Source organism: Bacillus sp. SDLI1 (assembly GCF_001553895.1).
Classification (GTDB): Bacteria; Bacillota; Bacilli; order Bacillales; family Bacillaceae; genus Bacillus; species Bacillus siamensis.
Genome location: NZ_CP013950.1, coordinates 2235001 through 2256483, shown reverse-complemented (window position 1 = coordinate 2256483; position 21483 = coordinate 2235001). Strand labels below are relative to the sequence as shown.

19 protein-coding genes and 1 rRNA gene (1 of these 20 only partly in view) are annotated in these 21483 nt (G+C 44.8%); 10 read left to right on the top strand and 10 right to left on the bottom strand.

What is annotated here, in order from left to right; all coding sequences use genetic code 11:
* The first annotated feature begins 86 nt into the window (after positions 1-86).
* Both AUL54_RS10810 and yyaC read left to right on the top strand, forming a co-directional pair.
* Positions 87-590, top strand: a complete 504-nt coding sequence (locus tag AUL54_RS10810) for a GNAT family N-acetyltransferase (RefSeq protein ID WP_060963796.1) — start codon at positions 87-89, stop codon at positions 588-590.
* 157 nt (positions 591-747) lie between these two features.
* A complete protein-coding gene (gene yyaC / locus AUL54_RS10805) occupies positions 748-1362 on the top strand; it encodes a spore protease YyaC (protein ID WP_060963795.1) in 615 nt (204 codons plus the stop codon).
* 28 nt (positions 1363-1390) lie between these two features.
* Here the strand turns inward: yyaC and AUL54_RS10800 are convergent, their stop codons facing one another.
* From AUL54_RS10800 to rpmH, 10 genes are all read right to left on the bottom strand, one after another.
* Positions 1391-2242, bottom strand: coding sequence for a ParB/RepB/Spo0J family partition protein (locus tag AUL54_RS10800; RefSeq protein ID WP_060963794.1), 852 nt, complete (start codon positions 2240-2242; stop codon positions 1391-1393).
* Positions 2235-2996: a sporulation initiation inhibitor protein Soj gene (gene soj / locus AUL54_RS10795; protein ID WP_007409899.1), complete on the bottom strand. Its 762-nt coding sequence runs from the start codon at positions 2994-2996 to the stop codon at positions 2235-2237. Before soj ends, AUL54_RS10800 begins: the two co-directional genes overlap by 8 nt.
* A 298-nt stretch (positions 2997-3294) precedes the next feature.
* Positions 3295-4146: a nucleoid occlusion protein gene (noc, locus tag AUL54_RS10790; RefSeq protein ID WP_016937318.1), complete on the bottom strand. Its 852-nt coding sequence runs from the start codon at positions 4144-4146 to the stop codon at positions 3295-3297.
* A 121-nt stretch (positions 4147-4267) separates the two neighbouring features.
* A complete protein-coding gene (gene rsmG / locus AUL54_RS10785; RefSeq protein ID WP_045925731.1) occupies positions 4268-4987 on the bottom strand; it encodes a 16S rRNA (guanine(527)-N(7))-methyltransferase RsmG in 720 nt (239 codons plus the stop codon).
* A 13-nt stretch (positions 4988-5000) separates the two neighbouring features.
* Positions 5001-6887: a tRNA uridine-5-carboxymethylaminomethyl(34) synthesis enzyme MnmG gene (mnmG, locus tag AUL54_RS10780; protein WP_060963793.1), complete on the bottom strand. Its 1887-nt coding sequence runs from the start codon at positions 6885-6887 to the stop codon at positions 5001-5003.
* Between the two features lie 16 nt (positions 6888-6903).
* A complete protein-coding gene (gene mnmE / locus AUL54_RS10775; RefSeq protein WP_014419389.1) occupies positions 6904-8283 on the bottom strand; it encodes a tRNA uridine-5-carboxymethylaminomethyl(34) synthesis GTPase MnmE in 1380 nt (459 codons plus the stop codon).
* Between the two features lie 288 nt (positions 8284-8571).
* Positions 8572-9213, bottom strand: coding sequence for an RNA-binding cell elongation regulator Jag/EloR (gene jag, locus AUL54_RS10770; protein ID WP_060963792.1), 642 nt, complete (start codon positions 9211-9213; stop codon positions 8572-8574).
* Positions 9210-9959: a YidC family membrane integrase SpoIIIJ gene (spoIIIJ, locus tag AUL54_RS10765; protein WP_014471334.1), complete on the bottom strand. Its 750-nt coding sequence runs from the start codon at positions 9957-9959 to the stop codon at positions 9210-9212. Before spoIIIJ ends, jag begins: the two co-directional genes overlap by 4 nt.
* A 160-nt stretch (positions 9960-10119) precedes the next feature.
* Entirely contained in the window at positions 10120-10470 is a 351-nt protein-coding gene (gene rnpA / locus AUL54_RS10760; RefSeq protein WP_016937314.1) for a ribonuclease P protein component, read from the bottom strand.
* 153 nt (positions 10471-10623) lie between these two features.
* Positions 10624-10758, bottom strand: a complete 135-nt coding sequence (gene rpmH, locus AUL54_RS20705) for a 50S ribosomal protein L34 (protein ID WP_003178075.1) — start codon at positions 10756-10758, stop codon at positions 10624-10626.
* Positions 10759-11377: 619 nt separating this feature from the next.
* Here rpmH and dnaA point away from each other — a divergent pair.
* From dnaA to AUL54_RS10720, 8 genes are all read left to right on the top strand, one after another.
* The gene (gene dnaA, locus AUL54_RS10755) at positions 11378-12718 is read left to right on the top strand and encodes a chromosomal replication initiator protein DnaA (RefSeq protein ID WP_016937312.1); all 1341 of its coding nucleotides are present in this window, start codon (positions 11378-11380) and stop codon (positions 12716-12718) included.
* Positions 12719-12902: 184 nt separating this feature from the next.
* Positions 12903-14039, top strand: coding sequence for a DNA polymerase III subunit beta (gene dnaN / locus AUL54_RS10750; RefSeq protein ID WP_060963791.1), 1137 nt, complete (start codon positions 12903-12905; stop codon positions 14037-14039).
* A 136-nt stretch (positions 14040-14175) separates the two neighbouring features.
* Positions 14176-14391 (top strand): ribosome maturation protein RlbA, encoded by a 216-nt coding sequence (rlbA, locus tag AUL54_RS10745; protein ID WP_004392910.1) that lies wholly within the window; start codon positions 14176-14178, stop codon positions 14389-14391.
* A gap of 15 nt (positions 14392-14406) precedes the next feature.
* Positions 14407-15519, top strand: coding sequence for a DNA replication/repair protein RecF (gene recF, locus AUL54_RS10740; RefSeq protein ID WP_060963790.1), 1113 nt, complete (start codon positions 14407-14409; stop codon positions 15517-15519).
* A gap of 17 nt (positions 15520-15536) precedes the next feature.
* Positions 15537-15782: an extracellular matrix regulator RemB gene (remB, locus tag AUL54_RS10735; protein WP_004392908.1), complete on the top strand. Its 246-nt coding sequence runs from the start codon at positions 15537-15539 to the stop codon at positions 15780-15782.
* A gap of 56 nt (positions 15783-15838) precedes the next feature.
* Complete coding sequence (gene gyrB / locus AUL54_RS10730; RefSeq protein WP_060965087.1) at positions 15839-17755, top strand: DNA topoisomerase (ATP-hydrolyzing) subunit B; 1917 nt, start codon at positions 15839-15841, stop codon at positions 17753-17755.
* A gap of 216 nt (positions 17756-17971) precedes the next feature.
* Positions 17972-20431: a DNA gyrase subunit A gene (gene gyrA, locus AUL54_RS10725; RefSeq protein ID WP_060963789.1), complete on the top strand. Its 2460-nt coding sequence runs from the start codon at positions 17972-17974 to the stop codon at positions 20429-20431.
* A gap of 296 nt (positions 20432-20727) precedes the next feature.
* A 16S ribosomal RNA gene (locus AUL54_RS10720) occupies positions 20728-21483 on the top strand; it runs 793 nt beyond the window's last position.

The window sequence follows — 21483 nt, the reverse complement described above, 5'->3', positions numbered from 1 at the left end:
GCAATCATTCATACAAACGGGACAAATATGGTACGATTAAGATGATTGACTACTCAGAAAATTCATTCGTGTAAGGAGCTCAAATCATGTACATCAGGCGTTTAACAGCAATTGACACCCAGCTTTACTCCAGCATCAGGCTCAAAGCCTTAAAAGATCACCCGGACGCATTTGCGGTCAGCTATGATGAGGAGAAAGAATGGCCGCCCGAAAAATTCAAAGCCAGGCTTGAAGCCGACAATGCTATAGTGCTTGGCGCCATTGAGAAAAGCAGTCTTATAGGCATCATTAAAATATCCAATCATCCGCTTTATAAACTAAGACACATTGCGGTTATCGGTTCTATGTATGTTTCTCCTAAACATCGAGGATCCGGCGCAGGAAAAGCCTTAATGACTGAAGCCATCAGCCAAGCAAAAAAGATGAAAGATACGGAACAGCTCCACCTCTCGGTTACTTCAACCAATGAACCAGCAAAAAAACTTTACGCTCAGTTAGGTTTTATCCTCTTCTCTACAGAAAAAAGAGCGCTGAAATTAGATCACCAACAATATGTCGATGTAGATCATATGGTCTTATACATTTCATGAACTTGAAGAACAACAGCTTCAGGTTCATTTTTTTTACCCGGCAGATTGATTATGACATAAGCATAAAAAAAGACAGTGCTGGATATACTGTAAACAACCATACATCACCACAAACATCAGTGTAATACTCGTATGACATGACAAGGAAGTGAACCCTATGAATCGAAAAGGCGGGCTTTTTTCTCAGGAACGGGCAAAACAATATGTGTCGCATACGGATTCCTCTGCCGCGAATCAAATACAAGCGATCCTTGCTTCATCTTTACGTAAAGCAGGCGGCAGGCCGTTAGTCACCGTGTGTATCGGTACAGATCGATCAACCGGAGATTCATTAGGTCCGCTTGTGGGAACAAAATTAGAAAAAATGAAGTTAGGCAGATTACACGTTTACGGAACACTGTCAGACCCCGTTCACGCCGTAAATATGAAAGACAAACTGAAACATATTCAACATATACATAAAAATCCGTTTATTATAGCGGTTGACGCTTGTTTAGGCCGCGTTAAAAGCGTAGGATCATTTCAAATCGGCGATGGACCGCTGAAGCCCGGAGCCGGTGTTCAAAAAGACCTTCCTGAGATCGGTGACGTTCATATTAATGGAATTGTCAATGTCAGCGGGTTTATGGAGTATTTTGTCCTGCAGAATACGAGGCTTCATCTTGTGATGAGCATGGCGAATGTTTTGGCAGAGGGATTACAGCTGACGGATAAATCAGAAGGACGACAGGAACGGCTTAGTCCGTTTCATAAGCTGACAAGACGTATATAAAAAACCATCTTTTATAAAAAGATGGTTTTTATGCTTCTCTTTCTGACAACAGTTCGAGGATACGTTCAAGGTCTTCATTTGAGAAAAACTCAATCTCAATTTTCCCTTTTTTCTTTTGTCTCTTAATATTGACTGTTGTTCCGAAGTAATTTTGCAAATATGATTCCCGCTCTTTTAACACCGCGTCTTGAACAGGTTCTTTTTTCTTTGTTTCACGTGGAACATTATTGTTTAACTGCTGAATGAGCTGTTCAAGCTGACGGACGTTCAGCTGTTCTTCAACCACTTTCTTCACCAGCGGTTCAAGCTTGTTTTTATTTTTCAAACCGAGCAAGGTCCTGCCGTGCCCCATGGATAACGTACCTTCTGCAATAAGGTTTTGGATGCTTTCAGGCAGTGTCAGCAGTCTCAAATGGTTGGCAATATGAGGTCTGCTTTTCCCGAGCCGTTTAGCGAGCTGTTCCTGGGTAATATCCAAATGTTTCAGTAGTGAATCATATGCCAGAGCTTCTTCAAGCGGTGATAAATCTTCACGCTGAAGGTTCTCCAAAAGCGCGATTTCCCGCATCAGCGATTCAGATAACTCCCGCACGATAGCCGGCACTGTTTCTTTCCCGGCAAGCTTTGCAGCGCGATAACGGCGTTCCCCGGCTACAATATCGTAGCCTTTCAGTGATTTTCTCACGATAATGGGCTGAAGAATGCCATGCTGAATGATGGATTCCTTCAGTTCAGCTAATGACTCATCATCAAATTGTTTTCTTGGCTGATAAGGATTGGGGCGCAAATCACTGATTTTAATCTCTTCCACTGTCTCTTCAGACAAATCAACTTGATTAAACAACGCATTAATCCCTTTTCCGAGCCCGCCTTTAGCCATTCGCTGCCACTTCCTTTGCTAAATCTAAATATACTTCCGCACCTCTCGAACGCGGATCGTATAATATGATCGGCTTGCCGTGACTCGGCGCCTCACTTAAACGGACATTACGAGGAATAATGGTTTGATATACTTTATCTCTAAAGTATTTCTTTACCTCTTCTATCACTTGAATGCCGAGATTCGTTCTGGCATCAAGCATCGTCAGAAGCACTCCTTCTATCATTAAGTCTGTATTTAAATGTTTTTGCACAAGCCGAACTGTATTTAATAATTGACTCAATCCTTCAAGAGCGTAGTATTCGCACTGAACCGGGATAACAACTGAATCTGATGCGGTAAGCGCATTAATCGTTAATAACCCGAGAGACGGAGGACAATCAATAATCATGTAGTCGTAATTTTGTTTCACTGATTCTAATGCTCTTTTCAGCCTTACCTCCCGTGAGATCGTCGGAACCAATTCGATTTCCGCTCCCGCAAGCTGGATTGTGGCTGGAATGACATCTAAGTTCTCTACTGAAGTCGGTTTAATAATATCTGTTACATCTGCGTCATCTACTAAAATGTCGTACACACAATGATCCACATCGGCTTTTTCAATCCCTAATCCGCTCGTTGCGTTGCCCTGCGGATCAATATCAACAAGAAGAACCCTTTTACCTATGTAAGCTAAGCAAGCCCCCAGATTAACAGAAGTCGTTGTTTTCCCGACTCCGCCTTTTTGGTTCGTAATTGCTATGATTTTTCCCACGATGTCACCTACCTTCACATGAACATGTACTGTCTTGTTTCTATCTTATCAAAAAAAGAGTAAAGCGTTTTATTTTTTTCATAATTTGTTTATCAGCAAGTGAAAAAAATGCAAACGAAAAAGACACTTTCTCTTATAAATTCTCCGATAAAGTGACTTTTTTGACTGTAAAAAGACAATTCACGACACAAAAAGATAAATTTTTACATTTATAATACATAGTGCAGAATACATCTATTATTATCCCAAAATAGTTTTTTGACTAAAATAAAAACTCCCCTGCTGATCAGGAGAGTTTTTATTTAGGTATCCGAATGGTAAGCTGAATGTACTCTTCGAATTCTTCTTCCTCAGTATTCAGTCTGACGCCGCTGTCTTCCACCATGGACAAGGACTGGCGAATCGTATTCATCGCAATTCTTGTATCCCTGCTGAACGCTTTGCGTCTCGGCTTCGGTTTCTGCTTATTCTGTTCAAGCATTTTCACCACTCGGTCTTCCGTCTGCTTGACGTTTAAGCTTTTCTCGATGATTTCCGCAAGCAATGTGACCTGAAGCTCAGGCTGTTTGAGCGGAATCAGGGCTCTTGCATGGCGTTCCGTGATTTTTTTCTCCATAATCGCATCCTGGACGGGTTCCGGAAGCTTTAACAATCGGAGCTTGTTCGCAATCGTTGACTGGCCTTTTCCTAAGCGCTGCGCCAAGGCTTCCTGTGTTAAATCATGAAGTTCTAACAGCCTTGCGTACGCATGAGCTTCCTCAATGGAGGACAATTCTTCTCTCTGCAGGTTTTCAATCAAAGCAACAGAAGCTGTTTCCGTATCAGAGAAATTCTTTATAATCGCGGGAATATTTTCCCATTCAAGCGTCTGTACCGCTCTCCAGCGCCTTTCACCCGCAATGAGCTCATATTGTCCTTCATCTTCTGTATGTCTGACAACAATCGGCTGAATGATGCCGTGTGTATGGATAGTCATTGCTAACTCTTTGATCTTTTCATCTGAGAAAATGGTGCGTGGCTGAAAACGGTTGGGAACGATAGCATGTACCGGTATTTCGAGTATCTCTTCTTTGTTTGTATCATGCTCTGCTATCTCCGGTTCCTCTTCCTTCTCACCAAACCCGAAGAAACGAGAGAATGAATGCTTCATGTACCTACACCACCTTTAAAAACTGCCATTTTTATAATTCTATTTTCTCATGGTTTTTCCTGCTGTATCTTCATCAATTTTGCAGAAAATATGATGGAATTGTCACATCAGGCTGTCTAAATTACCCTTCAATTGGCGATTTATTCGGAGTACCCGGTTTTCTCGGATATTTTTTCGGAGTGCTTTTCGTCTTGCGAATGATCATAATGTTCCGTTCACTTTCTTCGACGGGAAGTGTAAAGGAATGAACTTGTTCAAGCTCTCCTCCCAATACTTTAATCGCCTTTTGCCCCGCTTTCAGTTCTTCATCAGCGGCTGCTGCTTTTAGTGCCGCAAATACGCCGTTTTTCTTGACAAGCGGCAGACAAAGCTCACTCAGGACTGACAGACGCGCCACCGCACGAGCGGTCACGAGATCAAAGCTTTCCCGGACGTCCTTCCGCTGTCCGAATGTCTCTGCCCTGTCATGGACAAATGTCGTATGCTCTAATTGTAAAGCATCAGAGAGAGTTTCCAAAAACGTAATCCGCTTATTCAGTGAATCGACGATGGTGACATGCAGATGCGGGAAGCAGATTTTGACGGGCAGGCTTGGAAAACCGGCACCGGCGCCAACGTCACAAAGAGTAGTGACCTTTTCAAAATCAATATAAAATGCCGCCGTAATCGAATCATAAAAATGCTTAAGATATACTTCCTTTTTCTCAGTGATGGACGTCAGATTCATTTTTTCGTTCCATTCCACGAGCATCTGGTAATACAACTCGAATTGCTCCAGCTGGCGGTCAGAAAGGGAAATCCCTTTCTCCGCTAAACTGGATGTAAATTCCTCTATATTCATGCCGTCATCCTTTCTATTCAGCTACCTTGGCAATACGGCCCTGCTCCAGGTAAACCAGCAGGATTGAAATGTCTGCCGGATTGACCCCGGAAATACGGGACGCTTGAGCAACTGATAAAGGACGCACTTCTTTCAGCTTTTGACGGGCTTCAGTAGCAATTCCTTTAATGGCGTCATAATCAATCCGATCAGGGATTTTTTTGTTTTCCATCTTCTTCAGCTTCTCCACTTGCTGCAAGGATTTTTCGATATATCCTTCATATTTCACTTGGATTTCCACTTGTTCCGCCACATCTTGCGGAACCGGAGAATCAGCAGGCGCAAGTTTTGTCACTGTTTCATAGTTCATTTCCGGACGTTTCATTAAATCTGTGCCGCGCACTCCATCTTTCAGCTCGCTTCCGCCGAGTGAACGGATATATTCCTGATTCTCAGGAGACGGCTTGATAATAACAGACCAGAGACGTTTTTTCTCAGCCTCGATCGCCGCTTTTTTCTTTTCAAACGCTTCATAGCGCTCATCCGAAATTAAGCCGATCTCATGGCCGATTTCCGTCAGACGAAGATCCGCGTTGTCATGGCGGAGCAGCAGTCTGTATTCCGCCCGTGAAGTCAGCAGACGATACGGTTCATTGGTTCCTTTCGTTACCAAATCATCAATCAATACACCGATATACGCATCGGAACGGCTGAGGATAACCTCTTCTTTTCCAAGCGCTTTGCGGCCTGCGTTAATTCCTGCCATAATTCCTTGCCCGGCTGCTTCCTCATAGCCTGATGTACCGTTAATTTGACCGGCCGTGTACAGGTTAGGGATTTTTTTCGTCTCCAGTGTAGGCCAGAGCTGCGTCGGTACGATCGCGTCATACTCAATCGCGTATCCGGCTCTCATCATCTGCACCTTTTCCAGTCCCGGAATGGTCGCCAGCATCCGCTGCTGCACGTCCTCAGGAAGGCTCGTGGATAAACCTTGAACGTATACTTCCTGCGTATTTCTGCCTTCCGGCTCAAGGAAAATCTGGTGACGCGGTTTATCATTAAAGCGAACGACTTTATCTTCAATGGAAGGGCAATATCGCGGTCCTGTTCCCTTAATCATACCGGAATACATTGGTGAACGATGCAGGTTGCTGTCAATGATCTCATGAGTCTCAGGACTCGTGTAAGTCAGCCAGCAAGGCAGCTGATCGGTAATGTATTCAACCGTTTCATATGAGAAAGCGCGCGGAACCGGATCTCCCGGCTGGATTTCCGTTTTGCTGTAATCAATGGAATCACTTGAGACGCGTGGAGGCGTTCCCGTTTTAAAACGAACGAGATCAAAACCAAGCTCCTCTAAGTGCTCAGAAAGTTTAATAGACGGCTGCTGGTTATTCGGACCGCTTGAGTAAGACAGATCTCCGAGAATGATCCGCCCTCTTAAATACGTTCCGGTTGTCAGCACGACCGATTTTGCCTTATATTCAGCACCGGTTTGCGTAATGACACCGCGGCACTTACCGTCTTCAATGATTAAACGCTCGGCAATCCCTTGAAGAAGTGTCAAATTCGGTGTTTTTTCCAGCGTATGCTTCATTTCATGCTGATATTGGAATTTATCCGCCTGCGCACGCAGCGCCCGTACGGCCGGACCTTTCCCTGTATTCAGCATTCTCATTTGAATATGAGTTTTATCTATATTTCTAGCCATTTCTCCGCCGAGCGCGTCAATTTCGCGGACGACAATCCCTTTTGCGGGGCCGCCGACAGACGGATTACATGGCATAAACGCAACCATATCAAGATTAATCGTCAAAACAAGCGTTTTAGCTCCCTGGCGCGCGGATGCGAGGGCAGCCTCAACACCGGCATGCCCGGCGCCGATGACGATCACGTCGTATTGGCCTGCTTCATACCCCATGGTTTTTTCCTCCCTTTTATTTACCTAAACAAAATTGTGAAAAGAGCTGATCAATTAAGCTTTCGTGGACGGCATCACCGATGATTTCGCCCAGCAGCTCCCAGCACCTTGTCAGATCAATTTGCACCATATCAATCGGAACATCCTGTTCAATTCCGTTCAGCGCATCATCAATCGCTTGCTTTGCCTGATGCAGAATCGAGATATGACGGGTATTGCTGACATATGTGAGATCTCCGCTTTCGATCGCTCCTGTATAAAATAGCGACTGAATCGCTTCCTCTAAATCTTGAATGCCTTCTTCTTTCAGCAATGAGGTCGTGACGACAGGCCGGCCTTTCGCAAGCTCCTTGACGCGCTCAGCGTCAATCTTAGCCTCAAGATCCGTCTTATTCATAATGACTATGACGTCCATTCCCTCAACAGCTTCAAATAATTTCACATCTTCTTCAGAAAGCTCTTCGCTGTGGTTAAGCACAAGCAAAATGAGATCCGCTTCCTTCAGAACCTGGCGTGAGCGTTCTACACCGATTCTTTCGACGATGTCTTCGGTCTCACGGATTCCGGCAGTATCGACAAGCCGGAGCGGCACGCCTCGGACATTGACATATTCCTCAATCACATCACGCGTCGTTCCCGGAATATCCGTTACGATCGCCTTCGTTTCATGGACAAGACTGTTAAGCAAAGAGGATTTCCCGACGTTCGGACGGCCGATGATTACGGTAGACAATCCCTCGCGTAAAATTTTCCCCTGCTCAGACGTACGAAGCAGCGCTTCAATTTCTTTCTTCACGCCGCCCGCCTTCTCCACCAGAAGCTGATGAGTCATTTCTTCGACGTCATCATATTCCGGATAATCTATATTAACCTCAACATGGGCAAGTGTTTCTAACAATTCATCCCGAAGACGGCGGACTAGCGCGGAAAGCCGTCCTTCCATCTGGTTCATGGCGACATTCATGGCACGGTCCGTTTTGGCCCTGATCAGATCCATCACCGCTTCCGCCTGTGAAAGGTCAATCCGTCCGTTTAAAAATGCGCGCTTCGTAAACTCACCGGGTTCCGCCAGTCTCGCACCTTCTCTTAAAGCAAGCTGGAGCACCTGATTAACCGTCACAATTCCTCCGTGACAGTTGATTTCAATGACATCTTCCCTTGTGAATGTTCTGGGCGCTCTTAAAACAGACACCATCACTTCCTCAATAATCCGTCCCGTCGTGCTGTCTGCGATATGCCCGTAATGAATGGTATGCGATTCTGCCGAACTGAGCGTTTTGCCTTTCGGACCTTTGTACATTTTGTCGGCAATTTTCACGGCTTCCGGCCCGCTCAGCCGAACGATCGCGATCGCGCCTTCACCCATCGGAGTTGAAATCGCTGCAATTGTATCCATGCTGTTCACCTCTCTTTATCTCTGTTTCCATCTATATAAAAAATTGATTTACGCCAAAATTAAAAGATAACATAGTTTGGTTTGAAGTGGAAGATACGTTATCCACAAAGGCAGAAATTCATCCCTTATTACTTTAACTTATCCACATGTGAATAACAATTAATTTTATTTCCTAAAACCTTTTTTATCAACAGCATACACCGAAAAAGAAAAAACTTAAACGCAAAAAATGCGATTCTGCTTAGGAATAGAGCCGTTTTTGCCAATAAAAAAACCGAAGTTCCGATTTTACCCGGACTTCGGTTTTCTGCTATCTTTATGGGAAATAACGAGATGGCGGTACCGGCCTTCACCGGTAGAAAAAGTTTTGATATTTGGGTGCTTCGACAGAGCGTCATGGATGATTTTTCTTTCGCCTGACGGCATCGGTTCTAAATGCACATCTTTTTTCGTTTTCAACACCTGTCTGGCCAGCCTGTTTGCCAGCTGGTCCAGAATTTCTCTTCTTTTCAGACGATAATTTTCAGCGTCGACAACGGCGTGGCGATACTGGCCGGAGCCGCGGTTCAAAACAAGCTGCGCCAATGTTTCCAGAGCATTGAGTGTTTGTCCTCTTTTGCCGATAAGCAGCGCTGCTTTTTCACCTTTAATATGAAAACAAACTGTTTTTTTGTTTTCTTCCGTGACAATCTCAGAAGGCCCCGCAATGGAATTGATGATTTCTTCCAGATACGCTTTCGCTTCCTGAACAGGATTTTTTTTCTCTTCCAGTTCTACGATCGCATTCTTTTTTCCGAAAATACCCAAAAATCCTTTAGATTCTTCCTGCACCACCGTTATTTCTACTTGATCTTCCGTCAGTTGAAGTTCCTGAAGGCCTGATTGAACTGCTTCTTTGACATTCCGTCCCGCAGCAGTCACCTTCTTCACTTTTTCTTTCCTCCCGCTTTCTGCGTTTCCGGATCGTGTTTAATGTCAGGCCCTTTAATAAGGAATGTCTGAGCAATCATAAACAGGTTTCCGACTACCCAATACAGAGAAAGCGCGCTCGGGAAGTTGATCGCAAATACGATGATCATGATCGGCATAATCCATACCATCATTGCCATTTGAGGATTCTGAGATGGATTTCCGGCCATCATCAGCTTCTGCTGGACAAAAGTGGCCACACCGGCAACGATAGGAAGAATATAGTAAGGATCTTTCTCTCCTAAATCAAACCATAAAAAGCTGTGCTGTGAAATGGCTTGCGTACGCATAATCGCGTGGTAGAATCCGATCAAAATCGGCATTTGAATCAGGATCGGAAAACATCCCGCCAATGGGTTTACCCCATGCTTTGAAAACAGGGCCATTGTTTCCTGCTGAAGCTTCTGCTGCGTTTTTTGATCTTTTGAGCTGTATTTTTCTCTAAGCTTCTGCATTTCCGGCTGAAGCGCCTGCATTGCTTTTGAGCTTCGAAGCTGCTTGATCATCAGCGGCAGAATCAGCAGACGGATTAAAATCGTAACGATGATGATCGATAAACCATAGTTATCGCCCGTCAGTTTTGCTACGTACGTAATGACTTCTGACAATGGGTACACAACATATTTGTCCCAGAAATGCGGACTATTCGCCGTAATCGGCTCTTTTACACTCGAGCACCCGGCCAGCAGCACGAGCATACCGACCATACTCAGTAGTAACCATATTCTCCTTTTCAAGAACGTTTCCTCCTATACCATTCTTTATAAACCTTGTATGTATTTTAGCATCTTTCAGTTTTAAATGGCGGTCATTTTTCGCCAAACAAAAGGAAGCGCTTTTAAAAACGTGAAGAAAACAAAATATGAGCTATTTTGACGAAGATTTCTTATATAAAGAGGTTTTTCTGAATAAGTGCTGCAGACTTTTTTTTGTTTCTTCAAAACTGAGGTCGGCGGCGGGTTTTCTAGCGATAATAATAAAATCTTTCGGCTTGAGCAGCTCTTTTTCCTCCTGAACCGCCTGTCTGATTAACCGCTTCACCCGGTTGCGCACGACGGCGTTGCCGATTTTTTTACTGACAGAAAGCCCTACCCGGAGCTCTTCCTGCTGCGGCTGATCAAGCGTATACAGCACGAACTGGCGGTTTGCCATAGACGTTCCGCGTTTAAACACTTTTTGAAAATCTTCATTTTTCTTTAACCGATTTCGCTTCTTCACTTTGATTCACTCCGATATTCACTCGCAGAAACTTTTATTTCTATCCTAAAAAAAACGGGCCGCCGGAATACTGAAGAAATTTCTCCAGTACCGGGCGACGCATGATCTCTTTTCTCTTAATGTGAAAAAAGACCACTGACATTATTCAGTGGCCTAAGCTGATAATACTTTTCTGCCTTTGCGGCGACGGCGTGCTAATACTAGACGACCGTTTTTTGAACTCATACGGCTTCTGAAGCCATGAACTTTACTGCGTTTACGGTTATTCGGTTGGAATGTTCTTTTCATTTATGACACCTCCCTCGAGGAATAGCTGTTAAAGACAGTCTTACTTATTATATTTGTGCTGCCTATTCATTGTCAACTTCAGCAGTGCTTTTATTTCTTACAACCATAATAGGATAACATACCTTAACCAGATTAGAAACCTTAATTTTCATATTCCTTTTTTTAACGCAAAAACGCCGCGCGCCCTCCGGAAAAAACGGTATGTGGATAATTTTTTGGCCTTTTTTTAATATCCACAATCGTTATCGACAACATTTTCACATTGCTAACCCCTGTGGACAAAGATTTTTCAACAAGTTGTCAGGTTTGTGGATAAGATTACGAGAACCGTTGCAAGTCCTCGCTTAATTTGATATTATATTTGTGTTTTAACTCTTAATTATTGATTCACTCCGTTCTCTTTATCCACAAAGTGTGGATAAGTTGTGGATTGTTTTCACACAGCTTGTGTAGATTGTTGTCCACAACTTGTGGAATTTGTCGAAAAGCTATTTTTCTACTATACTATATGTTTTCAACATTTCGTGTGTACGAATGGTCAGAGCCATATGCTCTTTTTTTGTGTTCTATAACAGGGGAAGAGCGCTAATTTTAAAGAAAAGGAGGGCTGTGCCGGATAATGGAGAATATATTAGATCTTTGGAATCAAGCTTTAGCTCAGATAGAGAAAAAGTTAAGCAAACCGAGCTTCGAAACTTGGATGAAGTCGACGAAAGCCCATTCGCTGCAAGGAGATACCTTAACCATCACCGCTCCCAATGAATTTGCCAGAGACTGGCTGGAGTCCAGGTACTTACATCTCATTGCAGATACCATATATGAATTGACCGGGGAAGAATTGAGCGTCAAATTTGTCATTCCTCAAAATCAGGATGCGGAAGACTTTTTGCCGAAACCGCAAGTGAAAAAAGCGGCAAAAGAGGAACCGTCTGATTTTCCCCAAAGCATGCTCAACCCGAAATATACATTCGACACATTCGTCATCGGATCGGGAAACCGATTCGCCCATGCAGCATCACTGGCTGTAGCGGAAGCACCCGCTAAAGCGTACAACCCTTTATTTATTTACGGGGGAGTCGGTTTAGGAAAAACCCACTTAATGCACGCAATCGGCCATTATGTCATTGATCATAATCCTTCAGCCAAAGTGGTGTACCTGTCTTCTGAAAAATTCACAAATGAATTCATCAACTCAATACGCGACAATAAAGCCGTTGATTTTCGCAACCGCTACCGGAATGTTGATGTACTTTTGATAGATGATATTCAATTTTTAGCCGGAAAAGAACAAACACAGGAAGAGTTTTTCCATACATTCAATACGCTTCATGAAGAAAGCAAACAAATCGTGATTTCCAGTGACAGACCGCCGAAAGAGATCCCGACCCTTGAAGATCGCCTGCGTTCGCGATTCGAATGGGGATTGATTACGGATATCACGCCGCCTGATCTGGAAACGCGGATTGCCATCCTGAGAAAAAAAGCGAAGGCGGAAGGCCTTGATATTCCGAACGAGGTCATGCTTTACATCGCGAATCAGATTGACAGCAACATCCGTGAACTGGAAGGGGCATTAATCCGGGTTGTTGCCTATTCATCTTTAATCAATAAAGACATTAATGCGGACCTGGCTGCAGAAGCATTGAAAGATATTATTCCTTCCGCAAAGCCTAAGGTCATCACGATAAAAGAGATTCAGCGGATTGTCGGACAGCAGTTCAACATTAAGCTTGAAGATTTCAAAGCGAAAAAGCGTACGAAATCCGTTGCGTTCCCAAGACAAATTGCCATGTATCTTTCCAGAGAAATGACGGACTCTTCTTTGCCTAAAATCGGAGAAGAATTTGGCGGGAGAGACCATACAACCGTCATTCATGCTCATGAAAAGATTTCAAAACTGCTGATTGATGACGAGCAGCTTCAGCAACAGGTAAAAGAAATAAAAGAACAGCTTAAATAATAGAGCCCGCGGATGAATCGGGGAAAGTGTGAATAACTTTTCGCTAGCCATGCACAGTCTGTCCACATGTGGATAGGCTGTGTTTCCTGTCTTTCTCACAACTTATCCACAAATCCACAGGCCCTACTATTACTACTGCTATTTTTAAAATATATTAATTATATTATCCGTTAGGAGGATAAACATGAAATTTACGATTCAAAAAGATCGTTTAGTTGAAAGTGTACAAGACGTTCTAAAAGCCGTTTCATCCAGAACTACAATTCCCATTCTCACCGGTATTAAGATCGTAGCCTCAGATGAAGGAGTATCTTTTACGGGAAGCGATTCTGATATTTCAATCGAGTCATTCATTCCGAAAGAAGAAGATGACAAAGAAATCGTGACGATTGATCAGCCGGGTAGTATCGTGCTGCAAGCGCGTTTCTTCAGTGAAATCGTTAAAAAACTGCCGATGGCGACGGTTGAAATGGAAGTTCAAAATCAATATTTAACAATTATCCGTTCCGGAAAAGCGGAATTTAATTTGAACGGTCTTGATGCAGATGAATATCCGCATCTTCCGCAAATCGAAGAGCACCATGCCATTCAGATTCCGACGGATCTTTTGAAAAACTTAATCCGTCAAACCGTGTTTGCTGTGTCCGCCTCAGAAACACGCCCTATCTTGACAGGTGTAAACTGGAAAGTGGAAAACGGTGAATTATTATGCACTGCCACGGATAGCCATCGACTTGCTTTAAGAAAGGCAAAGCTTGATATTCCGGAAGACAGCTCTTACAACGTCGTCATCCCCGGAAAAAGTTTAACCGAGCTGAGCAAAATTCTTGATGACAATCAAGAGCTGGTGGATATCGTCATTACAGAAACCCAAGTTCTGTTTAAAGCGAAAAACGTCTTGTTCTTCTCAAGGCTGCTTGACGGAAACTATCCGGATACGACCAGCTTAATTCCGCAGGAAAGCAAAACGGAAATCGTCGTGAACACAAAAGAATTTTTACAGGCGATAGACCGTGCTTCTTTATTGGCGAGAGAAGGCCGCAACAACGTTGTAAAGCTTTCTGCCAAACCGGCGGACTCGCTTGAAATTTCATCAAATTCTCCTGAAATCGGGAAAGTGGTCGAAGCTGTGCTCGCTGACCGGATTGACGGTGAGGAATTAAATATTTCATTCAGTCCAAAATATATGATGGACGCACTGAAAGTACTTGAAGGAGCGGACATCCGTATCAGCTTTACGGGAGCGATGAGACCGTTTCTTATCCGTACGCCGAATGATGAAACCATCGTTCAGCTCATCCTTCCGGTCCGAACGTATTAATCAAACAGAATGTGCTGCCGGCTTAGTTCGGCAGCACATTCTGTTCATCAGCCTGCTCCCTCAAGTTTTCCCTTTCCTTATTTCAGGATTTTTTAGTACAATTAGATATTAGTGATATTTGAAAGAGGTCGATATTATGGCAAATCCGATTTCGATTGACACAGAAATGATTACGCTTGGCCAGTTTTTAAAATTAGCCGATGTGATTCAGTCCGGCGGTATGGCGAAATGGTTTCTGAGCGAGCATGAGGTGACTGTCAATAATGAACCTGACAATCGCCGCGGCAGAAAGCTCTATGTTGGAGACGTGGTCGCGATTGAAGGATTTGGTTCATTTCAAGTCGTCAATTAAAGCGGGTGACAGCGGTTGTATATCCAAAATTTAGAATTAACATCCTACCGTAATTATGAGCGCGCTGAGCTTCAATTCGAAAACAAGGTGAATGTGATCATCGGAGAGAATGCCCAAGGCAAAACCAATCTGATGGAAGCCATCTATGTCCTTTCGATGGCAAAATCACACCGCACCTCAAATGATAAAGAACTTATACGGTGGGACGAAGACTATGCTAAAATAGAAGGAAGAGTGATGAAGCGCAACGGGGACATCCCGATGCAGTTGGTCATCTCCAAAAAAGGTAAAAAGGGCAAGGTCAATCACATAGAACAGCAAAAACTCAGTCAGTATGTCGGAGCGCTGAACACCATTATGTTCGCCCCGGAGGACTTAAATCTCGTCAAAGGCAGCCCGCAGGTCAGGAGGAGATTTCTTGATATGGAGATCGGGCAGGTTTCTGCCGTTTATCTGTATGATTTATCTCTTTATCAAAAAATCCTTTCCCAGCGGAATCATTTTCTGAAACAGCTGCAAAGCCGGAAACAGACTGACCGGACTATGCTTGACGTTCTCACTGATCAGCTGATTGAGGCAGCCGCAAAAGTTGTCGCCAAACGTCTGCAGTTTACGGAGCAGCTTGAAAAATGGGCGCAGCCGATCCATTCGGGCATTTCCCGGGGGCTTGAGGAACTGACGCTTAAGTATCACACGGCGCTTGATGTATCAGATCCTAAAGATTTGTCGAAAATAGGTAACAGCTACCAGGAGTCTTTTTCGAAATTAAAAGAAAAAGAAATAGAACGGGGCGTCACCTTATTCGGACCGCATCGGGATGATGTCCTTTTTTATGTGAACGGACGCGATGTGCAGACTTACGGTTCGCAGGGACAGCAGCGTACGACGGCTTTGTCTTTGAAGCTGGCCGAAATAGATTTGATTCATGAAGAAATTGGAGAATACCCCATTTTACTTTTGGATGATGTACTAAGCGAGCTGGATGATTACCGCCAGTCCCATTTGCTTCATACAATCCAAGGCCGTGTGCAGACATTTGTCACCACGACGAGCGTGGACGGCATTGACCACGAAACCTTACATCAAGCAGGAATGTTCCGTGTGGAAAACGGTGCGTTAGTGAAGTGAAGAAATGAGGTGAGCGATTGTATATTCATTTAGGTGACGACTTTGTCGTTTCAACACGCGATATCGTCGGCATTTTTGACTGCAAGGTCAATGTATCGCCGATTGTTGAAGAATTTCTGGACAGACAGAAAGAAAAAGTAGTGCCGTCCGTAAACGGCACGCCAAAGTCTATCGTAGTCACGACTGAGAATATATATTACTCTCCCTTATCTTCCGGCACACTGAAGAAACGTGCGCAATTTATGTTAGAAATAGATTCTTAGCGGATCTTTACAATGAATATATCGTTTAAGAAAAGTGTAGGTGAATGTGCATGGCTATGGAACAGCAGCAAAATAGTTATGATGAGAATCAGATACAGGTATTAGAAGGTTTGGAAGCTGTTCGAAAGAGACCGGGGATGTACATCGGATCAACTAACAGCAAAGGCCTTCACCATTTGGTATGGGAAATCGTCGACAACAGTATTGACGAAGCCCTGGCCGGTTATTGTACAGATATTAACATCGTGATTGAGAAAGATAACAGCATTACCGTTACAGACAACGGGCGCGGAATTCCGGTCGGTATCCAAGAGAAGATGGGCCGCCCTGCGGTTGAAGTCATCATGACCGTTCTTCACGCCGGCGGTAAATTTGACGGAAGCGGATATAAAGTATCCGGCGGTCTTCACGGTGTAGGGGCGTCTGTCGTAAACGCCTTGTCGACCACTCTTGACGTTACGGTCCATCGTGACGGGAAAATCCATTATCAGGCGTATGAACGCGGTGTTCCGGCGGCTGATCTTGAAGTGATCGGTGACACTGACAAGACCGGGACGATTACGCACTTCGTTCCCGATCCGGAAATTTTCAAAGAAACAACTGTATACGACTATGATCTGCTTTCAAACCGTGTCCGCGAATTGGCCTTCCTGACAAAAGGCGTAAACATCACGATTGAAGACAAACGTGAAGGACTAGAACGGAAAAACGAGTACCACTACGAAGGCGGAATCAAGAGCTATGTTGAGTACTTAAACCGTTCCAAAGAAGTCGTTCACGAAGAGCCGATTTATATCGAAGGCGAGAAAGACGGCATTACGGTTGAAGTTGCATTGCAATACAACGACAGCTATACAAGCAATATTTATTCTTTCGCGAATAATATCAACACATACGAAGGCGGCACACACGAGGCCGGATTTAAAACCGGTCTGACCCGTGTCATAAACGACTATGCAAGGAGAAAAGGGATTTTCAAAGAAAATGATCCGAATTTAAGCGGGGATGATGTGAGAGAAGGGCTGACTGCCATTATTTCAATTAAGCACCCTGATCCGCAATTTGAAGGGCAGACGAAAACGAAGCTCGGCAACTCTGAAGCGAGAACGATCACTGATACGCTGTTTTCTGCTGCGCTGGAAACATTCCTTCTTGAAAATCCGGATTCAGCCCGCAAAATCGTTGAAAAAGGCTTAATGGCCGCAAGAGCGCGGATGGCGGCGAAAAAAGCGCGGGAATTGACCCGCCGCAAAAGCGCGCTTGAGATTTCCAATCTGCCGGGTAAACTGGCCGACTGTTCTTCTAAAGATCCTAGCATTTCCGAGCTCTATATCGTAGAGGGTGACTCTGCGGGCGGATCAGCGAAACAGGGACGGGACCGCCATTTCCAAGCCATTCTGCCGCTGCGCGGTAAGATTCTGAACGTTGAGAAAGCCAGACTTGATAAGATTCTCTCAAATAATGAGGTCAGATCAATGATTACGGCTCTCGGCACGGGTATCGGAGAAGATTTTAATCTTGAAAAAGCGCGTTATCATAAAGTAGTCATCATGACGGATGCCGATGTCGACGGCGCCCACATCAGAACGCTTTTATTAACGTTCTTCTACAGATACATGCGGGAAATTATTGAAAACGGCTATGTCTACATTGCTCAGCCGCCGCTTTATAAAGTGCAGCAGGGAAAACGGGTGGAATACGCTTATAACGATAAGCAGCTTGATGAGCTTTTAAAAGAGCTTCCGCAATCGCCTAAGCCCGGCCTCCAGCGTTATAAAGGTCTTGGAGAAATGAATGCGACTCAGCTTTGGGAAACGACAATGGATCCGGCGACCAGAACGCTTCTGCAAGTCAATCTTGAAGATGCGATGGACGCTGATGAGACGTTCGAAATGCTGATGGGCGATAAAGTAGAACCGCGCAGAAATTTCATAGAAGCAAACGCCAGATACGTGAAAAACCTTGATATTTAACCATGAAAGCCTTATTTTCGTTAAGAAATAAGGCTTTTTTCTCAAAGCGGCTTCAAGCAGCCTCTGAAAACCCGCAAAACCCGTATATTCTGCTAAATTAATGTGTATAAACACAAGTTTATTGATATAATGGAGAATAGTGAAATCGTATTGAAGATCATAATGGACAATCTACTCCCACATTATTTCATGTGATACTTCAGGGAGGTTTTTTTAATGAGTGAACAAAACACACCACAAGTACGTGAAGTCAATATCAGTCAGGAAATGCGGACATCCTTCCTGGACTATGCAATGAGCGTTATCGTATCCCGGGCGCTTCCGGATGTGCGTGACGGTCTGAAGCCGGTTCACAGACGGATTTTGTACGCAATGAATGATTTAGGCATGACCAGTGACAAACCATATAAAAAATCAGCCCGTATCGTCGGCGAAGTTATCGGTAAGTACCACCCGCACGGTGATTCAGCGGTTTACGAATCAATGGTCAGAATGGCGCAGGATTTTAACTACCGCTACATGCTTGTTGACGGACACGGCAACTTCGGTTCGGTAGACGGCGACTCTGCGGCTGCGATGCGTTACACAGAAGCGAGAATGTCAAAAATCGCAATGGAAATCCTCCGGGACATTACGAAAGACACGATTGACTATCAAGACAACTATGACGGTTCAGAAAGAGAACCTGCCGTCATGCCTTCGAGATTTCCGAATCTGCTCGTAAACGGGGCTGCCGGTATTGCGGTCGGAATGGCGACAAACATTCCCCCGCATCAGCTTGGAGAAGTCATAGAAGGCGTGCTTGCCGTAAGTGAGAATCCTGAGATCACAATCCAAGAGCTGATGGAATATATTCCGGGCCCTGATTTTCCGACGGCCGGTCAGATTTTAGGCCGGAGCGGCATCCGCAAGGCATATGAATCCGGACGGGGATCAATCACGATCCGGGCTAAGGCTGAAATCGAAGAGACATCCTCGGGAAAAGAAAGAATTATTGTTACGGAACTTCCTTATCAGGTCAACAAAGCGAGATTAATTGAAAAAATCGCAGATCTCGTCCGGGACAAAAAAATCGAAGGAATCACCGATCTGCGTGACGAATCCGACCGTAACGGAATGAGAGTCGTCATCGAGATCCGCCGTGACGCCAATGCTCACGTCATTCTGAATAACCTGTACAAACAAACGGCTCTGCAGACGTCTTTCGGAATCAACCTGCTGGCGCTCGTCGATGGACAGCCGAAGGTATTAAACCTGAAAGAATGTCTGGAGCACTATCTTGATCACCAAAAGGTCGTGATCCGACGCAGAACGGCTTACGAACTTCGTAAAGCGGAGGCGAGAGCTCACATTCTGGAAGGGTTAAGAATCGCTCTCGATCATTTAGACGCGGTGATTTCTCTTATCCGTAGTTCTCAGACGGCTGAAATTGCGAGAACGGGTTTAATCGAACAATTTTCACTGACTGAAAAACAGGCGCAAGCCATTCTGGACATGCGTCTTCAGCGATTAACCGGTCTGGAGCGCGAAAAGATCGAAGAGGAATATCAATCACTTGTTGCGCTTATCGCCGAGCTGAAAGATATTTTAGCCAATGAAGAAAGAGTGCTCGAGATCATCCGTGAAGAACTCAACGAAATCAAAGAGCGGTTCAATGATGAGAGACGCACTGAAATCGTGACGTCCGGTCTTGAAACAATTGAAGATGAAGATCTCATCGAGAGAGAAAACATCGTCATCACGCTGACTCATAACGGCTATGTTAAACGCCTCCCAGCGTCCACATACCGCAGTCAAAAACGGGGCGGAAAAGGCGTGCAGGGAATGGGAACGAATGAAGATGACTTTGTGGAACACTTAATTTCTACATCGACGCACGATACGATTCTGTTCTTCTCTAATAAAGGGAAGGTATATCGTTCAAAAGGATATGAAATCCCTGAATACGGCCGTACCGCAAAAGGCATTCCGATTATTAACCTCCTGGAGGTTGAAAAAGGCGAATGGATTAATGCCATTATTCCGGTCAGCACATTTGATGAGGAGCTTTACCTCTTCTTCACGACCAAACAAGGGGTGTCGAAACGTACGGCACTGTCCCAGTTTGCGAATATACGGAATAACGGGCTGATCGCTTTAGGTCTTCGGGAAGACGATGAACTGATGGCCGTCCGTCTGACTGACGGCAAGAAACAAATCATCATCGGAACGAAGAATGGCTTGCTGATCCGTTTCCCTGAAGAAGATGTAAGACAAATGGGACGCACCGCTGCAGGTGTTAAAGGCATTACGCTGACAGATGATGATGTCGTGGTAGGCATGGAGATTCTTGAAGAAGACTCCCATGTCCTCATAGTGACGGAAAACGGCTATGGCAAACGTACGCCGGCCTCAGAATACAGAGTCCAAAGCCGGGGCGGAAAAGGCCTTAAAACATGTAAAATCACTGACAGCAACGGTCCGCTAGTAACAGTAAAAGCCACAAGAGGCGAAGAAGACCTAATGATTATTACGGCAAGCGGCGTGTTAATCAGAATGGATATTAACGATATCTCCACTACGGGACGCGTAACACAAGGCGTCCGTCTGATCCGCATGTCCGATGAAGAGCACGTGGCCACTGTGGCGCTAGTGGAAAAGAATGAAGAAGAGCCGGAAGAAACGGAAGAAGAATAGATGAAAAAGCGCAGCTGTAACAGGCTGCGCTTTTTCTATATAAAGAAACGAAAAAAGCTTTGACACACAACGATGATGCTGATATAATTCTTTTTGTTGTCTTTTCAACACAAAGACAGTCTGCTGAAAAAGTTTTTTAAAAAAGTATTGACCTATCAAACTGAAAATGTTATGATTAAGAGGTCGCTTCGAGAGAAGTGAAAAAAGTTCTTTGAAAACTAAACAAGACAAAACGTACCTGTTAATTCAAAGTTTTAAATAAATCGCACAGTGATGTGCGTAGTCAGTCAAACTACTTATCGGAGAGTTTGATCCTGGCTCAGGACGAACGCTGGCGGCGTGCCTAATACATGCAAGTCGAGCGGACAGATGGGAGCTTGCTCCCTGATGTTAGCGGCGGACGGGTGAGTAACACGTGGGTAACCTGCCTGTAAGACTGGGATAACTCCGGGAAACCGGGGCTAATACCGGATGGTTGTTTGAACCGCATGGTTCAGACATAAAAGGTGGCTTCGGCTACCACTTACAGATGGACCCGCGGCGCATTAGCTAGTTGGTGAGGTAACGGCTCACCAAGGCGACGATGCGTAGCCGACCTGAGAGGGTGATCGGCCACACTGGGACTGAGACACGGCCCAGACTCCTACGGGAGGCAGCAGTAGGGAATCTTCCGCAATGGACGAAAGTCTGACGGAGCAACGCCGCGTGAGTGATGAAGGTTTTCGGATCGTAAAGCTCTGTTGTTAGGGAAGAACAAGTGCCGTTCAAATAGGGCGGCACCTTGACGGTACCTAACCAGAAAGCCACGGCTAACTACGTGCCAGCAGCCGCGGTAATACGTAGGTGGCAAGCGTTGTCCGGAATTATTGGGCGTAAAGGGCTCGCAGGCGGTTTCTTAAGTCTGATGTGAAAGCCCCCGGCTCAACCGGGGAGGGTCATTGGAAACTGGGGAACTTGAGTGCAGAAGAGGAGAGTGGAATTCCACGTGTAGCGGTGAAATGCGTAGAGATGTGGAGGAACACCAGTGGCGAAGGCGACTCTCTGGTCTGTAA